Origin of the sequence: Arthrobacter sp. YD2 (assembly GCF_030410475.1) — a bacterium.
Lineage (GTDB): Bacteria > Actinomycetota > Actinomycetes > Actinomycetales > Micrococcaceae > Arthrobacter_B > Arthrobacter_B zhangbolii.
This window is the reverse complement of the sequence record NZ_JAUHHB010000004.1, coordinates 290,625-306,196: the sequence shown is the minus strand read 5'-3', so window position 1 is coordinate 306,196 and position 15,572 is coordinate 290,625. Positions and strand designations below refer to the sequence as shown.

Here is a 15,572-nt window from a genome sequence, read left to right as displayed (position 1 = left end):
ATTCGAAACCGGCTAAAAAAACCGTTCCATACCCACGGGGTGGGCGGACACGGTCGATTCAACCAATCAAAATAAATTGGTATCAATAAACTTGGCACACTATTGAGTTCTCAAACAACAGACTGCTTCCGGCACCGGCAGGCTGATCTGCGAAGATCTAAGCTCTGCGTCGCTCCGGAGCAACTTTTCTATCTTAGCCACACTGACTCGGTGGTGTCAAACTGGCCGTTAGTCCGTCCGGCGAACCGGCGGGAAGACCTGCTTCCCAGACTCACGACTGTTCGATTACCTCGTTCAGCGCGGGTACTAACTCTAGCACGGTTTTCGCCGGGCTGCGCACACGCTTAGCGGGGCGCAGCCCGGGGTCCCCTATGGGTAGGGAAATCCTTACTGCTGCGGGACCAGGTACAGCACGCCCAACGGCGGAACCGTCAGGGTGGCGGAGGCCGGCTGACCGTTGCAGGCACCTTCGACGGCGTGGACTACCCCAAGGTTTCCTACCCCGGAACCGCCGAACTCCGCGGCGTCGGTGTTCAGGGCTTCCACCCATTCACCGGCCCACGGCATCCCCACACGGAACTCCTGGTGGGGTGCGCCGGCAAAGTTCGCTATGCACACCAGCGGATTGCCCTGATGATCCCAGCGGATGAAGGACAGGACGTTGTGAGCGCCGTCGTTCTCATTGATCCACTGGAAGCCCGCCGGCTCATTGTCCCGTTCGGAAAGAGCCGGGGTGGCACGGTAGATCTCGTTGAGCTGCTTCACCATCAGCTGTACGCCCTTATGCTGCGGGGTGTCCGTCAGGTACCAGTCCAGCCCGTACTGCTCGGACCACTCCGCCTCCTGGCCGAACTCCGTACCCATAAAGATCAGCTGCTTGCCGGGGTGTGCCCACTGGAACGCCAGGTAGGCGCGGAGATTGGCGAGCTGCTGCCAGCGGTCACCCGGCATCTTGCGCAGCAGCGATCCCTTTCCGTGCACCACTTCGTCATGGCTGATGGGCAGCAGGAAGTTCTCCGTGTAGGCGTACACCAGTGAGAACGTGAGCTTGGCATGGTGGTAAACCCGGTTGATGGGATCCTCGGCCATGTACTCCAGGGTGTCGTGCATCCAGCCCATGTTCCACTTCAGGCCGAACCCGAGACCGCCGGTGCTGGTGGGGCGGGTGACGCCCGGGAATGCCGTGGACTCTTCGGCGATCATCACAATGCCCGGGACCCGCTTGTAGGCAGTCGCGTTGACCTCCTGCAGGAAGGAAATGGCCTCGAGGTTTTCCCGCCCGCCAAAGGCGTTCGGGCGCCACTGATCGGCCGGCCGGGAGTAGTCCAGGTACAGCATGGAGGCCACGGCGTCGACGCGCAGGCCGTCAATGTGGAACTCCTCGAGCCAGTACACGGCGTTGGCAACCAGGAAGTTACGCACCTCGCGGCGGCCGTAGTCGAAAATCAGCGTTCCCCAGTCCGGGTGTTCGCCGCGCCAGGGGTCACCGTGTTCGTACAGCGTCTGACCGTCGAACTTCGCCAGTGCCCACTCGTCCTTCGGGAAGTGCGCCGGCACCCAGTCCAGGATGACGCCGATGCCGGCCTGATGCAGGGTGTCCACGAGGTAGCGGAACTCATCCGGATGCCCGAACCGTGCTGTGGGGGCGAAGTAGGAGGTGACCTGGTAACCCCAGGAACCGCCGAAGGGGTGTTCGGCCACGGGCATGAATTCCACATGGGTGAAGCCCTGCCACTTGACGTATTCCGCCAGCTGGTCGGCCATTTCCCGGTAGTTCAGCCCGAGGCGCCAGGAGCCCAGGTGCACTTCGTACACACTCATCGGGGAGTTGTGCGGATCCCGGGCCGCGCGGGCTTCCATCCACTCTGCATCGTTGAACTGGTACTTGGACTCGACCACGCGGGAACCGGTCAGCGGAGGTATTTCGGTGCCCTTGGCCATGGGATCGGCCTTTTCGCGCCAGACACCGTCGCTGCCCAGGATTTCGAACTTGTAGCGGGCTCCCGGCTCCACACCGGGCAGGAACAATTCCCAGACGCCCGAGCTGCCCAGCGACCGCATGGCATTAATGGTGCCGTTCCAGGCGTTGAAATCGCCCTTTACCCTGACAGCCTGTGCGTTCGGTGCCCAGACGGCGAAGCTGACGCCGGTGATATCCCCGAGCACTGAGTTGTAGTGGTGCAGGTTGGCGCCCAGCACCGTCCAGAGATTTTCATGCCTTCCCTCGCCGATCAGGTGCAGGTCCATGTCACCCAGCGACGGCAGGAAACGGTACGGGTCATCGAACAGCTGGGGATCCCCGCCGTCGTATGTGACCTCCACCCGGTAGTCAGGGACGGTTCCGGCCGTCCCGGCGGGCAGCGTTCCCACCCAGATTCCGTTGTATTCGTGGCTCAGCGGCACCCGCTGATCGGGGGTGACGGCCGTAACTTCCCGGGCCAGCGGACGCAGGGTGCGGATGGTGACGTTCCCGTGGTCATCCAGGTGCGCCCCGAGGACGGCATGCGGCTGGTAATAACGGCCTTCGGATACTGCCCGCAGGACGTCCTCGGAAACGGGGATTGGCTCGGCCGGGGCCGCGAGGCCGGTTGCTCCGGAATCCTTGGGCGCCTCGGGTTCCGCTGTGGCAGATGCGGCCGGGGACTTGCGGTGCTTATTCACTGTGCTCTCTTCCTGGCTTTCGTCTGCTCGGGCTGCGTTCTCGGCCTGCGCCAGAATGTGGCGGACGGCTGTCACCGGCACGCTGACCCAACGGGGACGGTTTCGCATCTCGTAGACAACTTCGTACAGCGCCTTGTCCAGCCAGAGGGCAAGGAACAAGGGATCGCTGCGGTTGATGGTGGTGCCGGTTTCCTTCTCGTAACCGCGAAGGAAGGCATCCGACGCGGCAGCGGCCCAACGGTACGCGTCCTCGTTGCGCTGCCGGGAATCCGTGTCACCGGCGGCCTCGGGAGCGCCGTCGATCACTGCAACGCCGGCGGCGTAGTCAATGGAACGGAGCATGCCGACGACGTCGCGCAAAGGCGCGTCCGGGACGCTCCGCTCGGCGGCGGGCCTCAGCGGTTCGCCTTCAAAGTCCAGGATGATCCAGCCGCGTTCCGGCGAATGCAGCACCTGGCCCAGATGGTAGTCCGAGTGGATGCGCTGCAGGTTGGGCAGGCTCTGGAGATTCCCCACCTGTTCCAGCAGGTACTCGACGGCGCCGTCATAGGGGCCCACGGTGTCCCGCGCTTCGGCCCAGGCCCAGCGGATCCTGCCGCTCAGGGAGGAAAGGAAGTCTGCGCGTTCCTCCGGCGTGGGCGGACGGCTGCCAAAGGCAGCCGCAAGCTGCTGGTGGATCCTGCCAGTGGCGGCGCCCAGTTCCTCCGCCTCGGTGGTGAAGTCACGGCCCGCCACTGCTGCTGCGGACGCGGTGCGCCAGGCATCCTCACTGCCGGGGAAGAATTCGCGCAGGACCGACAGATGCCCGGTCAGCCAGGTCCCGCCGTCGCCCGGATTCTGCCACGAGCCGGTGACCCACCCGTAGGTAGCCGGGACATCCACGGATCCGACCTCGGTGAGCCGGGCGCTCACCTCGACGTCGGGACTGATCCCGGCGGCAACCACCCGGTAGAACTTCACAATCAGCGGCGCCTCCGGCGCAGTCACGATCACCGAGGTGTTGGACTGTTCCCCCTTGAGCACCTTGGTGGGCAGCGGTTCCGTGAACGGCTCCCAGTCGGGGAAACCGTCCTGCGCCACACCATGGGTATGTCCGTCCAGGGAGGATGCCTGCGAACGCATCATCTCCAGCCAGGCAGTGACGAAAACCGGGTCGGCGGTGGCGTCGTAGAGCCACCGCTCCCCCAGCTCCTCATGGTGTGCCCGGCCCAGCAGCGCTGTCTGAAGCTCGGATGCCGGGGCGGACCGGTAACTCACGGGGACGCTGATGACGTCCCTGCGGTCCCCGGAGACGACGGCGATGAGGTGGACTTCCATGCCTACCTCGCCGGCAGGGTCTTCGAGCCGGATCCCGCCCACCCGCTCCAGCAGGACGTCCCGCCCCTTGGCCGGGAACCATCGTTGCCCGGGCAGCCAGGAGGTGAGCAGTTCGGGCAGGGACGGGGTCAGCTGGGTCATTTCCGTGTGGCCTCCGAGATCGGTATGAGGGGGATTGCTTCGGTCTGGGGCGAGGAGGTGTCCGATTTCGTGGAGCGCAGGCGCAGCCAGTAGAAATCGTGGCTGCCCAGGGTCAGGGTCAGCGATCCGTCTTCACCGATGGTGGGGAAGAGCGTCCCGCCGAAGGCGTCGCGCAGGCCGCGGTTGGCGAACTCCGGCAGCTTCATGGTCGCGGAGATCGGATGCTGGGAAAGGTTGAAGATGCACAGCATGGTCTCCCCCACCTCGCCCTCGGGGTTGTTGTCCGGAAGCTCGCGCACGAAGGCCAGTGCTGCCTCGGCGTCGGTCTGGACGTTCCGGTAGGAACCAAGCCCGAAGGCCGGATGCGAGCGGCGGACCATGATCATCTGCCGGATCCAGTGCAGCAGTGAACTGGAGCTGGCCAGCTGCGCCTCCACATTAACGTGGTTGTAGTGGTAGACCAGCGACTGGACTACCGGCAGGTAGAGCTTGCCCGGATCGGCGGTGGAGAACCCGGCGTTGCGGTCGGGGTTCCACTGCATGGGCGTACGCGAGGAGTCCCTGTCCTCCAGCCAGATGTTGTCCCCCATCCCCAGTTCGTCCCCGTAATACAGGAACGGGCTGCCCGGCAGGGCAAGGAGCATGGCGTGGATGAGCTCGATTTCCGAGCGGGAGTTATCCAGCAGCGGTGCCAGCCTGCGGCGGATGCCGATGTTGGCCCGCATGCGGGAGTCCGGTGCGTACCAGCCGAGCATGGCCTGGCGTTCCTCGTTGGTGACCATTTCCAGCGTCAGCTCGTCATGGTTGCGCAGGAAGGTGCCCCACTGTGCGCCCGGGGGAATGTCCGGGGTCTCCTCCATGGTCTGGATAATCGGTGCGGCCTTCTGGTCCCGAAGCGCGTAGAACAGCCGCGGCATGATCGGGAAGTGGAAGCACATGTGGCACTCGTCGCCGGTTTCGTCGCCGAAGTACTCCACCACTTCGTGCGGCATCTGGTTTGCTTCGGCAATGATCACGCGGCCCGGGTAATTCTCATCCACCATGGTCCGCAGGTCCTTGAGAAACCGGTGCGTGGCGGGGAGGTTTTCGCAGTTCGTTCCGTCTTCTTCGAAGAGGTACGGGATCGCGTCGGCCCGGAAGCCGTCGATGCCCTGGTCCAGCCAGAACTTGACGACGTCGAAGATGGCCTCGACCACTTTGGGATTCTCGAAGTTCAGGTCCGGCTGGTGGCTGAAGAACCGGTGCCAGAAGAACTGCCGGCGGACCGGATCGAAGGTCCAGTTGGACTCCTCGGTGTCCACGAAGATGATCCGTGCATCCTCATACTTGTCATCCGTGTCGGACCAGACGTAGAAGTCGCCGTAGGGGCCGTCCGGATCGTTGCGGGATTCCTCAAACCACGGGTGCTTGTCCGAGGTGTGGTTCAGCGGCAGGTCGATGATGACGCGCAGGCCCCGGGCGTGGGCTTCTGCCACGAGGCGCTTGAAGTCACTGATGGTGCCGAACTCGTCCAGGACGTCGTAGTAGTCGGAGATGTCGTAGCCGCCGTCGCGCAGGGGCGACTTGAAGAACGGCGGCAGCCACAGGCAGTCGATCCCCAGCCACTGCAGGTAGTCCAGTTTTTCGATCAGGCCGCTGAAGTCACCTGACCCGTCCCCGTTGGCGTCCGCGAAGCCGCGGACGAGTACCTCATAGAAAACGGCTTTGCGGTACCAATGCGGATCATTGGTCAAGCCGGGTGCGTGCAGTTGAAACGGGTTGGGCACTAGGAGTTCCTCCGAACTGACAGGATGTGCGCGGGTTCAAAGTGGGCGTCGAGCCGGACGTAATTGTGTGCTCCCCAGCGCCAGCTTTGTCCGCTGATCAGGTCATCTACCCAGAAGGTGCCGTCTTCATTCAGGTCCCTGGGGTCCAGCTGAAGGGCGTCCAGGTTGAGCGAGACAGTGGATTCGCGGGCGCTGTGGGGGTCCACGTTAACCACAATAATCAGGGTGTCCCTGCTGCTCGGATCCCCCGGACGTGTCTCCTTGTGCTTGGAATACACCACGGTGGCCTCATCGGTGCTGCTGTGCACGGTGAGGTTTTCCAGGTCGCCCAGGGCGGGATGCGCCCGCCTGATTTCGTTCAGCCGGGTGATGTACGGGGCCAGGCTGCGGCCCTCTGCTTCGGCCGCTGCGAAGTCGCGCTGCTTGTATTCGAACTTCTCGTTGTCGATGTACTCCTCGGCACCTGGACGGGCCACGTGTTCGAAGAGCTCGAAGCCCGCGTAGACGCCCCAGAGCGGGCTCCCGGTGGAGGCCAGCACGGAACGGATCTTGAACGCTCCGGGGCCGCCGTACTGCAGGAACTCGGTGAGGATGTCCGGGGTATTTACGAAGAAATTCGGGCGGAAAAACGCCGAGGATTCGTGGGAGATTTCGGTGAAATAGTCCTCGATTTCCTTCCTGGTGTTCCGCCACGTGAAGTAGCTGTAGGACTGCTGGAACCCGGCCTTTGCCAGCGCATGCATCATGGGCGGCCGGGTAAAGGCCTCCGCGAGGAAGATCACGTCCGGATACTCCTCGTTAACCGTGGCGATCAGCCATTCCCAGAACCGCAGCGGTTTTGTATGCGGGTTATCGACCCGGAAAATACGGACGCCGTGGCTTATCCACAGCCGCACAATCCGCAGGATTTCACGGGACAGGCCCTCATAGTCATTGTCGAAGTTCAGCGGGTAGATGTCCTGGTACTTCTTTGGCGGGTTCTCCGCGTAGGCAATGGTGCCGTCCACGCGGGTGGTGAACCACTCCGGATGGCTGGCCACCCAGGGGTGGTCGGGTGAGGCCTGCAGTGCCAGGTCAATGGCAACCTCGAGGCCCAGCTCCCTGGCGGTGTCCACGAAGGCGTCGAAATCCTCGAACGTCCCCAACTCGGGGTGGATGGCGTCATGGCCGCCCTCTGCCGCGCCGATGGCCCAGGGCGAGCCCGGATCCTGCGGACCTGCCACCAGGGTGTTGTTCGGGCCCTTGCGGTGTGTGGTGCCGATCGGGTGAATCGGCGGCAGGTAGATGACGTCAAAAGCCATATCCGCCACGCGCTGCAGGCTTCGGGCGGCGGTCCGGAAGTTTCCGGAGGTCCACTCACGGGTGGAGGGGTTGAACTCTGCGCCTTCGGACCGGGGGAAGAACTCGTACCAGGCACCGCGGCCGGCCAGCTCCCGTTCCACCCGGATCGGGAAGCGGTCGGAGCTGGTCACCAGCTCGCGGATGGGATCCCGCTCCAGCACGGTCCTGATGGCGTCCGTCCCGGCGGCGGCCAGGCGTTCATGGACCTCGAGGCCGGTGTCCGCGAGCGCGGAGGCAGCGCTCCGCAGAATGTCGGCGTCGGTGCCGGTGCGTTCGTCAGCGGCAGCACTGAAGAGCAGGTGGCCTTCCGTCAGCATGACCTCGACGTCCACGCCGGCGGCAATCTTGACCTCGGCATTGTGGTGCCAGGTGGCGTAGACATCCGCCCAGCCTTCCACCGCGAAACTCCAGTTGCCGGTGCCCTCCGGACGCAGCATGCCTTCCCACCGGTCCAGGCCCAGGCCCACCGGGTGCATTCTGTTCCGTTGTACGGCGTTTCCCTCGGGGTCATAAAGGACGGCGCTGGCCCCTACCAGGTCATGCCCCTCGCGGAACACGGTGGCGCCGATAATCAGGTCTTCTCCGGGCACCGCCTTGGCGGGGAATCGACCGTAATCGAGAACCGGGGACACATTGGTGATCGGAATCCGGCCAAACCGCAGGTCCTTTGAGGGCAGATCTTCTGGTGTCAATGCGCTGGATGTGGTCACAGACTAGACGTTAGCGAGATTTCGGACAGAATGCTAAGGCAACGTACTTTTTCCCGTATCGCCGCAGGTCGGCATCGGTTTGCCGGGGTTTTCAAGACACCTGACCAATTCGCCGTTTTTTGTCCGTCATTTCGGTTTGCCCGGCCGGTATGTGCGCTAGCGTAGCCCGGGTGAAGGCAATCCGCAGATTTACCGTCCGAACTGTCCTCCCAGCCAGCATTGCCCCTCTGGGCCGGCTGGCGTCGAACCTGCGCTGGTCCTGGCACCAGCCCACGCTTCGACTATTCGAGAGCCTTGATCCCCAGGCCTGGCGCTCCAGCGGCGGTGACCCGGTCAAGCTGCTGGGTACGGTCAGCAGGGACAAGCTGGAAGCCATCGCACGCGACGAGCACCTGGTCTCCGTCATCTCCGACCTCGGCAGGGACCTGGACCATTACCTCAACGAGCCGCGCTGGTACCAGGGCCTCGGCGAGGATGCTCCCCAGTCGATCGCCTATTTCTCCCCTGAGTACGGGATCAGCGCGGTACTCCCCCAGTACTCGGGCGGCCTGGGCATCCTGGCCGGCGACCATTTGAAGGCTGCCTCTGATCTGGGGCTGCCGCTGGTGGCAGTGGGACTGCTTTACAAGGCGGGGTACTTCAAGCAGGCACTGTCCCGCGACGGCTGGCAGCTGGAGACCTACCCGGTGCTGGATCCCAACGGGCTGCCGCTGACCCTGCTCCGTGAAGAGGACGGCACCCCGGCAAAGATCACCCTGCCGCTGCCGGACAACCGCCAGCTCTCCGCACAGATCTGGCGCGCCGACGTCGGGCGTGTGCCGCTGCTGCTGCTGGACTCCGATGTCATCGGCAACGACGACGCCGCCCGCGGCATCACCGACCGCCTGTACGGCGGAGGCGGTGACCACCGGCTGCAGCAGGAACTGCTGCTGGGGATGGGCGGGGTCAAGGCCCTGCGCGTCTATCAGCGCCTCACCGGAGCCCCGGCGCCCGAGGTGTTCCACACCAACGAGGGCCACGCCGGATTCCTGGGCGTGGAACGGATCCGCGAACTCATGGACCAGGGCATGACGTGGGAGGAAGCCCTGACGGTTTCCCGCGCTTCCACGGTGTTCACCACGCACACCCCGGTGCCTGCCGGCATTGACCGCTTCGAGCAGGCCCAGATCCGCCACTTCCTGAACGCCGGCCTGGCGCAGTCCGTTCCTACCGACAGGATCCTGGGACTGGGCGCCGAAAACTACGACGGCGGGGATCCGTCCAAGTTCAACATGGCAGTGATGGGGCTGCGGCTGGCGCAGCGGGCCAACGGTGTGGCCAAACTGCACGGGGAAGTTTCCCGGGAGATGTTCTCCGGCCTGTGGCCGGGTTTCGATGTCTCGGAAGTGCCCATCACCTCGGTAACCAACGGCGTGCACGTTCCCACCTGGGTTGACCCGGCGGTCACCGAGCTTGCCAGCGAGAAGTTCGGCGTCGCCACCGTGCATGACCGCGACTGGGGCCGGGCCTATGAGATTGAGGACGGGGACCTCTGGGACCTGCGGCGGAAGCTGCGCAGCAACCTGGTGGAGGACGTCCGGCAGCGGGTGAAGCACGCCTGGCGCAAGCGCGGCGCCTCCGACGCGGAGCTGGCGTGGACGGATAATGTGCTGGACCCGGACGTACTGACCATCGGTTTTGCCCGCCGGGTGCCCACCTACAAGCGGCTGACCCTTATGCTGCGGGATCCGGCCCGGCTGAAGGCCCTGCTGCTGCATCCCACCCGGCCAATCCAGGTGGTGGTGGCAGGAAAGTCGCACCCGGCCGATGAACAGGGCAAGAAGATGATCCAGGACCTGGTCCGCTTCACTGACGATCCCGAGGTCCGCCACCGGATTGTTTTCCTCCCCAACTACGACATAGCGATGGCACGCACCCTGTTCCCGGGGTGTGACGTCTGGCTGAACAATCCGCTGCGGCCGCTGGAAGCATCGGGGACCTCCGGGATGAAATCCGCCATCAACGGCGGGCTGAACCTGTCCATCCTCGACGGATGGTGGGACGAGATGTATGACGGCAACAACGGCTGGGCCATCCCCTCCGCCAACCCCAGCAAGGGAACCCGCACCCGGGAGGTGTACAACGCGGACCAGCGCGACGACATCGAGGCTGCGGCCCTGTACGACCTGCTGGAAAACGCCGTCGGCCCCCTGTTCTACGGGACCGAGCCGCCGGCCGAGGCCGGTGCCGCCGGACCGTCCGATCCGTCCGCGGATTCCCTGCCTCATGAGTGGCTGGAAATGGTGAAGCACACGCTGGCGGATCTGGGCCCGAATGTGTCTGCATCCCGGATGCTCAAGGACTACGTCAACCGGCTCTACCGCCCCGCCAGTTCAAGTGGCCGGGCCATGTCCGCGAACGGATATGCCGCCGCGAAGGATCTGGCCCTTTGGATTACCCGGGTCCGTGGCGGTTGGTCAACGGTGCAGGTGGAACATGTGGATTCGGTGGGTATCAGCGAAAACCCGCAGATCGGTGACAGCCTGACCGTACTGGCCTACGTATCCCTGGGGTCGCTGCGTCCCGAGGACGTGAGCGTGGAAGCCGCCTACGGCGTGGTGCTGGAAAACGACAGGATCAGCGAGCACCACCTGCAGGAACTGTCCCCGGCCGAAGACCTGGGCTCCGGCCGGCACCTGTTCAAGGGCACCATTCGGATTGAGCAGGCAGGGCCGTTCGGCTACACCGTGCGGGTACTGCCCACACACTCAGGCCTGGCATCCAAGGCGGAACTGGGACTCGTGGCCAACGCCTAACGGCTGCTGCCGGGGCGCGGCGCACTGCGCCGGCGTCCCGGCCCGATCCGGCGAAAGGAAAACCGGGGCTAGGCGCGGTAGAAACTCACCGAGTTCGCCGGAACGGTATCCGTATCCCCGGCCCGGAGCAGTGCGCCGCGGCGGCTCTCATCCCCCGGGACATATCCGGTGGAGAACAGGAGCTGATATCCCCGCTCGGTACTGTCGGGATCTGGACTGTGGGGATCTTCGGTGTGGGGATCCGCGCTGTCGGGATCCACTGTCTCCGGGTCGATGCCGGCGTCCCGGCGAGCCGCGGACAAGGCAGCAGCATCCGGCAGCCTGATCTCCGCATCGGAAAGGCCGCCGTTGAGGACTATGGTTCCGTTCACGTTCCCGTCGCCGGAACCGATCAGCACCTGCACCAGCCGGCAGGTTGGATCATTCCAGCGTTCCGGGGTCATCGGCCGGCCGTCCCGGTCAAACCAGAGCAGGAAGGACTGCCGCGGGTCCGCCGGGAACCGGTAGGGCTGGCCGGCCAGGTATTCACGGCGCAGGCGCAGCAGTGTCCGTGTGGTTGAGAGCATCCGCCGGCCGTCGTCGTCCAGGTCCCAGTGCAGCCAGGAGATTTCATTGTCCTGGCAGTAGGCGTTGTTGTTTCCCCGCTGGGTGCGGCCGCGTTCGTCCCCCGCGGTAATCATGGGCACACCAAGGGACATGGTGAGCGTTGCCATGAGGTTGCGGGCGGTCAGTGCGCGGGCGGCGTTGATCCGTTCATCATCGACGGGCCCTTCGGCGCCATGGTTGTAGCTGCGGTTTTCTCCGGTTCCGTCCCGGTTCTCTTCCCCGTTGGCCTCATTGTGCTTGCGCTCAAACCTGGTCAGGTCCGCAAGGGTAAACCCGTCGTGGGCGGTGACGAAGTTGACGGACGCCAGCGGGGTCCGGCCCGATTCGGCAAACAGATGGGCTGATCCGGCCAGGGCGCCGGCAATGCGGGCCAGGGATCCGCCCTCGCGCCCACCGGCCATCGCCGCCTGGTCACAAAGCCAGAAGTCCCGGACGATGTCACGGAAATGGTCATTCCAGTCAGCCCAGCCCGGCGGGAACCTGCCGGTCTGCCAGCCGTCCGGCCCGAGGTCCCACGGCTCGGAAATGAGTTTTACGTCCTGCAGGACGGAGTCCGCCGCCACTGCCACCAGGAAGGGATGGCGCGGATCGAACCTGCCTTCGGCGTTGCGGCACAGGGTGGGAGCCAGATCGAAGCGGAAGCCGTCCACCTGGTATTCCTGCACCCAGTAACGCAGTGAGTCCAAGGCAAGCTGGACAACGCGCGGCTCGCTGAAATCCAGGGTGTTGCCGCAGCCTGTGGTGTCCACGTACTCGCCGCCGGCTCCGTGCCGGTAGTAGACGGCGTCGCCTAGTCCCCGCCAGCTTAGGGCCGGCTGCTCGGCACGGCCCTCGGCGGTGTGGTTGTAGACCACATCCAGGATCACTTCGATGCCGGCCTCGTGCAAGGATTTCACCATGGCCTTCACTTCATCCTGAACGGCCTTGGCACCAGCCTTCCGTGCGGCTTCGGTGGCGTAGCCGGTGTGGGGCGCGAAGAAGCCCAGGGTGTTGTAGCCCCAGTAGTTGCTTAGCCCCAGTTCCTGCAGATGCTGCTCGTCGATGTGGAAATGCACGGGCAGCAGCTCCACCGCGGTGATGCCCAGGTCCCTGAGGTATTCCACCATGGCCGGATGGCCCATGCCGGCGTAGGTTCCACGGAGTTCTTCCGGGATGCCGGGGTGCAGCATGGTCTGCCCGCGGACATTGGCCTCATAGATCACCGTGTCCCGCCATGGGGTGTGCGGGCGCTGCGAATTACCCCAGTCAAAACCGCTGCCGGTGTAGACGGAAAAATAGAGCGGTTCCGCGCCGGGTGAGTCGGTTTCCTCAATGCCGCGCCCATAGGGGTCCAGCAGCAGCTGGAATGTGCCGGGTTCGCCGGGAAGCTGCTGCCCTCGGGGCCAGAATCCGTACCGGTGGCCGTGCCTGAGTCCGTGAACCCGCCCGTGGTGGACGCCGGGCACCGTGTCCACCAGCGGCGCCGAAGCCCAGGTTCCGGGGGCGGTCTCGAAGTACACGTCCACCTCCGGCAGGCCGGGGGCGTAGACGGACACGTTAACGGCACCGGGGACGTCAGGCACACCGGGAACGGTATGCCTGACACCCAGGGGAAAGGGCCGCGAGTCCCGCTGTGATGCGGTGCCCGCGGCAGTTCCGGTGATCACGTGCGCCATGCTGCCCTTCGCTGCCCTGGCTCCGTCCGGATCAGGCGGAGCGCTGCCGGGAAATCTCGTACAGAGTGATACCGACAGCCATGGAGGCGTTGAGGGACTCCATGGCAGAGTCGATCGGGATGGAGACAATCTGGTCGCAGTTCTCGCGGACCAGGCGGGACAGGCCCTTGCCCTCGGAACCGACCACAATGCAGATCGGTTCCTTGGCGAGCACAATCGACGGCAGCGAGACATCGCCGTCACCGTCCAGTCCGAGGACAAAAATGCCCATCTTCTTGAACGTCTTCAGCGTGTTGTTCAGGTTGCCGGCCCGGGCTACCGGGACACGGACGGCCGCGCCGGCGCTGGTCTTCCAGGCTGAGGCGGTCACGCCCACGGCGCGGCGTTCCGGCACAATCACGCCGTGCGCGCTGAAAGCGGAGGCCGAGCGGATGATCGCACCGAGGTTGCGCGGATCCGTGATGCCGTCCAGGGCCACAAAGAGCGGCGCGTTGCGGATGTGCCCCTTCTTCCAGGCCTCGAGGGTCTCGGAGGCAAGGTCGGTGGGATCGGCATATTCGTACGGCGGGATCTGCAGGACCAGGCCCTGGTGCACGGCCTCGTTGGTCATGCGGTCCAGTTCGGGCTTGTGCGTCTCCATCACCGGCAGGCCGCGCTCGGCGGCCATCTTCAGGGATTCACGGACGCGGTCATCCATGTCGATGCGCACGGCAACGTGCAGGGCCTTCGCCGGGATGCCTGCCCGCAGTGCCTCCACCACGGAGTTGCGGCCCGTGACAACCTCTTCGGCAACCTTGCCGCGGACGTTGGTGCCGCTGCGGCCGCCGGCGCGGGCGTCAGTGCGCTTGGCGGCGGAGCGCTCGGAAAGCTGCTTGTTCTTGAACGCCTTGTGGTACGGGCGGTCTTCAGCCTTGGGTGTGGGGCCCTTACCCTCGAGGGCCTTGCGGCCGAGCCCGCCGGTACCGCCGCTGGGACCCTTCTTGGCTTTGCGCATTGCGCCGGGACGTCCATTGTTGGCCATCGGTTACACCTTTACTAGAAGAAAGCATTCTCTTCCAGTTTACGCAGGCTGCAGCCCGGTTGGCGGACAACGGCCGGACACTGCCCCAAAGCCGGGCAGGACTTTAGCCAACACTCCAGGTTGCGCCGTCGGCAGTGTCCTCCACGGTGATCCCGGCTGCTGCCAGGGAATCCCGGATCGCATCGGCACGTGCCCAGTCCTTTTCGGCGCGGGCCTGCCGGCGCTCGGACAGGCGCTCCTGTACCAGGGCGTCCAGGGCGGCGTCCGCCGGGCCCGATGCTGCTGCTGCCCCGGCCGTGTCATCCAGGCCCAGGACGGAGGTCATGGTCAATACCGCATGGAGCGCCTTCTGCACGGCGTCTTTGTTGTCCTCGGCAAGGGCGGTGTTTCCGGCGCGGACGGTCTCGTGCAGCACGGCCAGCGCCTGCGGCACGTTCAGGTCATCATCCATGGCGGCAGCGAAGGCGTCGGGCATGGCGCGGCTGTCCAGGACAAAGCCGAAGTCCCCGGTCCCGTAGACCTTTGCCTGCGCCTTGCTGATGAACCCGTCAATGCGCTCGACGGCGGCGGCCGCCTCCTGCAGCGAGGTGGGCCGGTAGTCCAGCACGGAGCGGTAGTGGGCCTGGCCAAGGTAGTACCGGACCACCCGGGGGCTGGCCTGGGCCAGCATCTGCTCCGGGCTGACGGTGTTGCCGATGGACTTGGACATCTTCTCGCCTTCGAAGGTGACCATCCCGTTGTGCATCCAGAAGTTGGCGAAGCCGTGGCCGGCGGCCTGGGACTGTGCCATTTCGTTTTCGTGGTGCGGGAAGCGCAGGTCCAGCCCGCCGCCGTGAATATCGAACTCGGTGCCGAGGTATTTAGTGACCATCGCCGAGCACTCCAGGTGCCAGCCGGGCCGTCCACGTCCCCACGGGCTGTCCCAGGCTGCCGTTTCCGGCTCGCCTTCCTTGTGCCCCTTCCACAGGGCGAAGTCCCGCGGATCGCGCTTGCCGCGCGGACCGGCGTCGGGCGCTGCCTGCATATCGTCAATGCTCTGGTGGGTGAGGGAACCGTATTTCTCCCAGGAGCGCACGTCGAAGTACACGTCACCGGAATCATCCAGCGCCGGGTAGGCGTGGCCCCGTTCGATCAGGGTGGCGATCAGTGCGTGCATTTCGGGGATGTGGCCGGTGGCCCGCGGCTCGTAGGTGGGCCGCTGCACACCGAGGGTGTCGTAGGCGCGGGCAAATTCCTGCTCGTAGCGGTAGGCAAGGGCCCACCAGGGTTCGTCCGGGACAACGCCGTCGCCCGGCTGCGCCCCTACGGAATCGGCGGCCTTGGCCAGGATCTTGTCGTCAATATCCGTCACATTGCGCACTACGGTCACAGCCAGGCCGCGGTAGCGGAGCCAGCGGGTGAGCTGGTCGAAGGCGATCGCCGAACGGATGTGCCCTACGTGCGGCAGTCCCTGCACGGTGGCACCGCAGTAGTAGAGGCTGGCCTTGCCTTCCACCAGGGGAACGAAGTCCCGGACCTGCGCTGTTGCCGTGTCATAGAATCTCAAGCTCACTGCTCTA

7 protein-coding genes are annotated in these 15,572 nt (G+C 64.9%); 1 reads left to right on the top strand and 6 read right to left on the bottom strand.

Features of this window, described 5'->3' with window-relative positions:
• Positions 1–387: 387 nt before the first annotated feature.
• From glgB to QWJ37_RS16140, 3 genes are read right to left on the bottom strand one after another with little or no spacing between them, the layout of a single operon-like run.
• A complete protein-coding gene (gene glgB, locus QWJ37_RS16150; RefSeq protein ID WP_290245938.1) occupies positions 388–4,119 on the bottom strand; it encodes a 1,4-alpha-glucan branching protein GlgB in 3,732 nt (1,243 codons plus the stop codon).
• The gene (gene treS / locus QWJ37_RS16145; protein WP_227905208.1) at positions 4,116–5,885 is read right to left on the bottom strand and encodes a maltose alpha-D-glucosyltransferase; all 1,770 of its coding nucleotides are present in this window, start codon (positions 5,883–5,885) and stop codon (positions 4,116–4,118) included. Before treS ends, glgB begins: the two co-directional genes overlap by 4 nt.
• On the bottom strand, positions 5,885–7,936 hold the full coding sequence (locus tag QWJ37_RS16140; protein WP_290245937.1) for an alpha-1,4-glucan--maltose-1-phosphate maltosyltransferase: 2,052 nt from the start codon (positions 7,934–7,936) through the stop codon (positions 5,885–5,887). The genes treS and QWJ37_RS16140 overlap by 1 nt, the downstream gene beginning before the upstream one ends.
• A gap of 170 nt (positions 7,937–8,106) precedes the next feature.
• On the opposite strand from QWJ37_RS16140, the gene glgP reads away from it, so the two are divergent.
• Entirely contained in the window at positions 8,107–10,731 is a 2,625-nt protein-coding gene (glgP, locus tag QWJ37_RS16135) for an alpha-glucan family phosphorylase (RefSeq protein ID WP_227905205.1), read from the top strand.
• 68 nt (positions 10,732–10,799) lie between these two features.
• Here the strand turns inward: glgP and glgX are convergent, their stop codons facing one another.
• The 3 genes from glgX to cysS all read right to left on the bottom strand — a co-directional run bounded on the left by glgX (position 10,800) and on the right by cysS (position 15,565).
• Positions 10,800–12,992, bottom strand: a complete 2,193-nt coding sequence (gene glgX / locus QWJ37_RS16130; RefSeq protein ID WP_290245936.1) for a glycogen debranching protein GlgX — start codon at positions 12,990–12,992, stop codon at positions 10,800–10,802.
• 31 nt (positions 12,993–13,023) lie between these two features.
• Positions 13,024–14,013 (bottom strand): 23S rRNA (guanosine(2251)-2'-O)-methyltransferase RlmB, encoded by a 990-nt coding sequence (gene rlmB / locus QWJ37_RS16125; protein WP_227905201.1) that lies wholly within the window; start codon positions 14,011–14,013, stop codon positions 13,024–13,026.
• A gap of 103 nt (positions 14,014–14,116) precedes the next feature.
• Positions 14,117–15,565, bottom strand: a complete 1,449-nt coding sequence (cysS, locus tag QWJ37_RS16120; RefSeq protein WP_290245935.1) for a cysteine--tRNA ligase — start codon at positions 15,563–15,565, stop codon at positions 14,117–14,119.
• Between the last annotated feature and the right edge of the window lie 7 nt (positions 15,566–15,572).

Excerpts from the sequence above, each read along its gene's own strand:
- glgB (WP_290245938.1), bottom strand. The coding sequence starts at position 4,119 with ATGACCCAGCTGACCCCGTCCCTGCCCGAACTGCTCACCTCCTGGCTG.
- glgX (WP_290245936.1), bottom strand. The coding sequence starts at position 12,992 with ATGGCGCACGTGATCACCGGAACTGCCGCGGGCACCGCATCACAGCGG.
- rlmB (WP_227905201.1), bottom strand. The coding sequence starts at position 14,013 with ATGGCCAACAATGGACGTCCCGGCGCAATGCGCAAAGCCAAGAAGGGT.